This window comes from Pseudomonas sp. R62 (assembly GCF_000257605.1).
In the GTDB taxonomy this organism is placed as follows: domain Bacteria; phylum Pseudomonadota; class Gammaproteobacteria; order Pseudomonadales; family Pseudomonadaceae; genus Aquipseudomonas; species Aquipseudomonas atacamensis.
In genome coordinates this window covers 1084951-1090302 of the sequence record NZ_JH635998.1, presented here as the reverse complement: position 1 = coordinate 1090302, position 5352 = coordinate 1084951, and the positions used below count along the sequence as shown (strand labels likewise).

The window sequence follows — 5352 nt, the reverse complement described above, 5'->3', positions numbered from 1 at the left end:
AGAGGGTTAGGGTGAGGGGCTTTTGATCTTCAATGGGCTGCGGTCAGAACGCCACCGAAGTCTGCACATAAACCGTCCGCGGCTCACCCACGTACTTGCCCTTGTTGTTGTCATCGAACGAGCGTGTGAAGTACTGCGTGTTGAAGATGTTCTTCACGCCCACCGCCACATTCAAATCCGACAGTTGCGGTCCGAAGTCATACCCGGCGCGGCTGCTGAACAGCATGTAGCCGGGGATCTTGCCGGTGCTGCCATCGGCGCTTTCTTTCGAAGTGTTGGCGTTGTCGGCGAACTGGTCGCTCTGGAAGCTGCTGTCCAGATTCAGCTTCCATGGCCCTTCGGTATAACCGACGCCAATCGTGCCTTTGTGCTTGGAGGAAAACGGCACGCGGTTGCCTTTGTTCGGCCCATCCTCGCGGATGGTGGCGTCGACATAGGCATAACTGGCGTAGACATCGAAACCGGCCAGCGCCGGGCTCAAGTCATCCAGCGCGTAATTGACGCTGGTCTCGATGCCCTGATGGCGGGTTTCGCCGCGAGCGATCACCGAGTCGTTGGTCTGGTTGCTTTCGTACTGGTTGTCGAAGTTGATCAGGAATGCGCCGATCTCCGCGCGCAGGGCACCGTTGTCATAGCGCGTGCCGAGTTCCCAGGTGCGCGCCTTTTCCGGTTTCACCTCGCCGCTGCTCACGCGATTGGGCATCTGGCTGTATTGCACGCTGCCGAACGAGCCTTCGGTGTTGGCATACAGGTTCCAGCTGTCGGTGAGGTGATAAAGCACGTTCAGCGCCGGCAGCGCGGTGTTGTAGTCGCCCTTGTATTTGACGTTGGTCAGGTTGTTGGTCTGTTGCGACTCGATCATCTCGTAGCGCACGCCCGGGGTGATGGTCCATTTGCCGATGTCGATGCGGTCATCGACGAAGAACGCGTTGGCCTCGGTACCACCGCGAGTGTCGCGGTCGTTGCGGCTGCTGGTGGTTGGGTATTCGTTGGCGCTGATCGGCGTGCGATAACGCAGTTCGTGGCCGGCCTCGTTGATGTAGCGATAGCCGACGCCGACTTCGTGACTGCTCGGACCGAGGTCGAAGCCTTGGGCGAAACGGGTTTCCAGGCCACGTACCCAGTACTCGCGCGGCGACAGCGAAAGGAATGTGCCCTGATCCAGATAACCGCTGCGCAGGGTTTTGGTGAAGAAGGTGTTGGCGGTGAATTCGCGGCGATCTTCCTGATAGCGATAGCCGAAGTTGAACATCGTGCGGCGCCCCCAGAACTGATCTTTCGGCCGCGTCGATTGATACGGATCGGCATCGTAATCGGCGACGTTGAGACCACCGGGCATGTCGGCCTTGCCTTCGTAATACTGGGCCATGGCGTTGAAGCTGTTGGCTTCGTCGAGCTGATATTTGCCCTTGAGGATCAGGTCGTCGATCTCGGTGTCGCTGTGTTCGCGCCAGTCACCGCCACGGGTGCCGGAGTACAACAGCGCACCACCGAGGCCGTTGGCGTTGGTGCCGCCGGCCAGCAGATTGGCGCTGGTCTTGAAACCGTCGTGGCTCGACGATGGGCTGGTTTCAGTCTGGAAACCACCCTTGACCGTTGGCTCGTCCGGAATCGCCCGGGTCACGAAGTTGACCACGCCGCCGACGTTCTGCGGGCCGTAACGTACCGCACCGCCGCCACGCACCACGTCCACCGCATCCATGTTGCCCATGCTGATCGGCGCGAACGACAACTGCGGCTGACCATACGGCGCGAACGGTACCGGGATGCCGTCCATCAATACTGTCGAGCGCGCGGCCAGGCGTGGATTCAAGCCACGAATGCCAAAGTTCAGCGCCATGTCGTGGCTGCCGGTGCCGTTGTTCTCCGGCGCATTCACACCGGGGATGCGGTTGAGCACATCGCGGGCCTGGGTCGCGCCCTGGCGTTCGAATTCGTCGCGGCGGATCACATCACGTGCCCCGGGGTGTTCGAAGACATTGATCTGCGCCGCATCGCCGAGCCAGTCGCCGACTACGGTCGAGGTGCCCAGCTCCAGCGCCGCGTCAGCCAGCGGTTGCAGGCTGAAGGCATTGTCGCCTTCGGCGCGGGCTTGCAGGCCTGTGCCTTCGAGCAGGGCATCGAGGCCTTGTTGCGTCGTGTAATTGCCCTCCAGACCCCGGCTCTGCACACCGCTGGTGACTTGCGAGCCAAAGGAAATCAGCACGCCGGCTTCACGGCCAAACTGGTTCAGCGCGGTTTCCAGCGACGTCGGGGCGATGTGATAAACCTTGGTCTCGGCGCCCAGCGCAGCGGGCAGGGCGGTGAAACTCAGGCTGGCGCCGAGCAGAAGATTGCGCAGGCTTCGGGCCAGTGGGGTAAGGCGGGTGGGCTGCATGTGGATGATCCTGAGAAGGTGGAATCAAGGGGCTTTCCTTCTCTGTCACGCCAGATCTGAAAAACGGCTCATGGTTTTGGCGTTTTTTTACACCCGCGCTTCGACGCTCACCCAATAACGGGTAAAGCGCTTCACTCTGACCGGCAGACTGATCTGCAACAGGTCAAGAATCCGCTCACTGTCATCAAGTGGATACGTCCCGGAAATCAGCAGATCGGCGACCTGGCTGTCGCACCGCAGCTGCCCGCGCCGGTAGCGGCCAAGCTCTTCGAGGAAATCACCGAGGCGCATATGAGCGGCGACCAGCATGCCGTCAGTCCACGCACCACTGTTGGCGTCCAGTGGTTTGGCCGCGCTGACGGAGCTGGCAGTAAAACTCAACTGCCGCGCGACCGGCAGCAGCAGGGGCGCGCGCTGGCTGGCGTTGAGTTCGACTCGTCCTTCGAACAGGGCGATCTGCGTGCGATCAACAAACTGCCGCACATTGAGGCGCGCACCTTGGCTTTTCAGCACGCCGTGTGCCGTGCGTATCTCGAACGGATTTGCAGCGCTCAACAGCATTTCGCCCTCGAGCAGACGAATCAACCGCTGCGCACCATCAACATCAACCGAGCTGGCGGTATTGAGCTGTAACGAATCGGCACCGCCCAAGCCGATCTTGCGCCGCTGGCCCACCGGCGTGCGGTAATCGGCGAGCAGCGACGGCAACGGCGTGTGCTCGCGCATGCCCCAGGTCGCCGCTGAGCCGGCACCGAGAATCAGCAACATTTTCAGCGCCTGACGGCGGCTGCCGGACTTCGGTCCGTTCAACGCGGCGTGGGCCAACGGCGACGAAACGCCGCGCAAACGCTGATTGACTCGTTGCATGTGTTCCCACGCCCGGCGGTGTTCGCTGTGTGCATCCAGCCATTGTTGCCAGGCCTGTTGCTGGCGCGGGGTCAGCGTGCCCTGCTGCATTTCCAGCAGCCAGTGCACCGCCTGTTCGGCGACTTGCGCGGAGAAATCCGGCACCCGATTCACAGGGCGAAATAGCAGCGCATGGCCGCTTTGTTCAAATGGCGTTTGACCGTGGCCACAGAAATACCCAGTTCTGCGGCGATCTGTGGATAAGTCAGACCATCGACCTGAGCGAGCAGGAAAGCGCGTTTGATCTGGCGCGGCAATCCGTCGAGCATTTCATCGAGTTCGACCAGTGTCTGCAGGATGATCGCTTTGTGCTCTTCCGACGGCGCGACCATCTCCGGCATCTGCGCCAGTGTCTCGAGGTAGGCGCGTTCCACATCCTGGCGTCGGTAGTGATTGAACAGCACGCGCTTGGCCAGCGTGGTGAGAAAGGCGCGCGGTTCGATGATCAGCGGTGGCTCGCGAGCGGTCAGCACCTTGATGAACGTGTCCTGAGCCAGATCCGCCGCGCTGTCCGGGCAGCCGAGCTTGCGCCGCAACCAGCCGGTGAGCCAGCTGTGATGAGCGTGGTAGAGCGATTCGACGGGATGGGCGGGCGGCAACGAAATGACTCCGGACGCAAAACTTGCGTAGAGAACGTGCATTAGAGAACAAGAACGGTTCGCATTGTAGAGGCTGGCGACAGTGTCCGGCAATCAGATGCTTTTGCGTATGAGAATATTTATCATTAATATTGCTCTCCTGTAGATTCGGCTTGTCGGCCGAACGTTTCCGTTTCAGGGTCGAAACATGAAAGGCAAACTCGCCACCCTTCCCATGTCCTATCGTCTGGCCGTCACTTCGCGAGTGCTGGCGGCGATTTTCGGCGGCTATCTTGTGGCGGCGCTGGCCAGTGTCACCCTGACGTTGTGGCTGCCGCTGAACCGCGCCGAAGCGGTGGTCGCTGGCATGACCGTGTCCTTTCTGGTCTATCTGGTCGCAGTGCTCTGGTGCTTTGCCTGCCGCAGCGCGTGGTCGGCGTGGGTCGGCCTGTTGGTGCCGAGCGTGATCCTCGCCACCGTTTCCGGTGCCGCGCGCGGTCTGGGGCTGGCATGAAGGAAGGGTTCCGGCAGGCGATGGCCTGGCTGCACACCTGGGCCGGGCTGGTGTTCGGCTGGTTGCTGTTCGCGATTTTTTTCACCGGCACGCTCGCTTATTTCAAAGATGAAATCAGCCACTGGATGCAGCCGGAAATCGCTGCACATTCGCTTGATAGCGAAGCGAGCCTGGCGCTGGCGCAAGATTATCTGCAACAACACGCCGCCGGCGCCTCGCGCTGGCTGATCGATTTGCCCGATGCCCGCGACCCCGGCCTGACGGTGCGCTGGCAACAGGCGCCGGGCAACCCCGGCGAGCGCGGCCGCTTCGAATCCAGAACCCTAGACGCCCAGAGCGGCGCCGAGGTACAGGGCCGCGAAAGCATGGGCGGCGAGTTCTTTTACCGCTTTCACTTCCAGTTGCAGATGCCTTACCCGTGGGGGCGCTGGCTGGCGACCCTCGCCGCGATGGTGATGTTCGTTGCGTTGATCAGCGGCATCATCACCCACAAGAAAATCTTCAAGGACTTCTTCACCTTCCGCCCGCGCAAGGGCCAGCGTTCCTGGCTCGACGGGCATAACGCCGTGGGTGTGCTGGTGCTGCCGTTTCACTTGATGATCACTTACAGCAGCCTGGTGATTTTCATGTCGATGGTCATGCCGGCCAGCATCGTCGCCTCTTACGGCAGCGACGTGCGCAAGTTCTACGACGAAGTCTTTCCCGCCTCGAAGACGCCCGAGCGCGCCGATGTCGCCGCACCGCTGACCGCCATGGCGCCGCTACTGGCCAAGGCCAGCGAGCAGTGGTCGGGCGGCCACACCGCGCGCCTGTCGGTGAGCAACCCGGGCGATGCCAGCGCCACGGTGGTGCTGTCCCGCGCGGGCGATCGGGTGGTGCATGATTTCGGCCGGGCGGTGACCTTCAACGGCGTCACCGGGCAGCTTCTGAGCAGCACCCCCGATCAACCCATGGCGATGGCGGTGGGTGGCGCGTTT

5 protein-coding genes are annotated in these 5352 nt (G+C 61.8%); 2 read left to right on the top strand and 3 right to left on the bottom strand.

Features of this window, described 5'->3' with window-relative positions:
• Positions 1 to 43: 43 nt before the first annotated feature.
• From fecA to OQK_RS06340, 3 genes are all read right to left on the bottom strand, one after another.
• Positions 44 to 2377 carry a TonB-dependent Fe(3+) dicitrate receptor FecA gene (fecA, locus tag OQK_RS06350; protein ID WP_016771628.1) on the bottom strand — a complete coding sequence of 778 codons (2334 nt, stop codon included), beginning with the start codon at positions 2375 to 2377 and terminating at the stop codon, positions 44 to 46.
• An 87-nt stretch (positions 2378 to 2464) separates the two neighbouring features.
• The gene (locus tag OQK_RS06345) at positions 2465 to 3397 is read right to left on the bottom strand and encodes a DUF4880 domain-containing protein (protein ID WP_016771627.1); all 933 of its coding nucleotides are present in this window, start codon (positions 3395 to 3397) and stop codon (positions 2465 to 2467) included.
• The gene (locus OQK_RS06340) at positions 3394 to 3924 is read right to left on the bottom strand and encodes a sigma-70 family RNA polymerase sigma factor (RefSeq protein ID WP_050977851.1); all 531 of its coding nucleotides are present in this window, start codon (positions 3922 to 3924) and stop codon (positions 3394 to 3396) included. The genes OQK_RS06345 and OQK_RS06340 overlap by 4 nt, the downstream gene beginning before the upstream one ends.
• A 145-nt stretch (positions 3925 to 4069) precedes the next feature.
• Here OQK_RS06340 and OQK_RS06335 point away from each other — a divergent pair, with 145 nt between their 5' ends.
• On the top strand, positions 4070 to 4375 hold the full coding sequence (locus tag OQK_RS06335) for a DUF3649 domain-containing protein (RefSeq protein ID WP_016771625.1): 306 nt from the start codon (positions 4070 to 4072) through the stop codon (positions 4373 to 4375).
• Positions 4372 to 5352 (top strand): PepSY-associated TM helix domain-containing protein (locus OQK_RS06330; protein WP_016771624.1); only part of this gene is annotated, 981 nt, incomplete at its 3' end. The genes OQK_RS06335 and OQK_RS06330, both read left to right, overlap by 4 nt.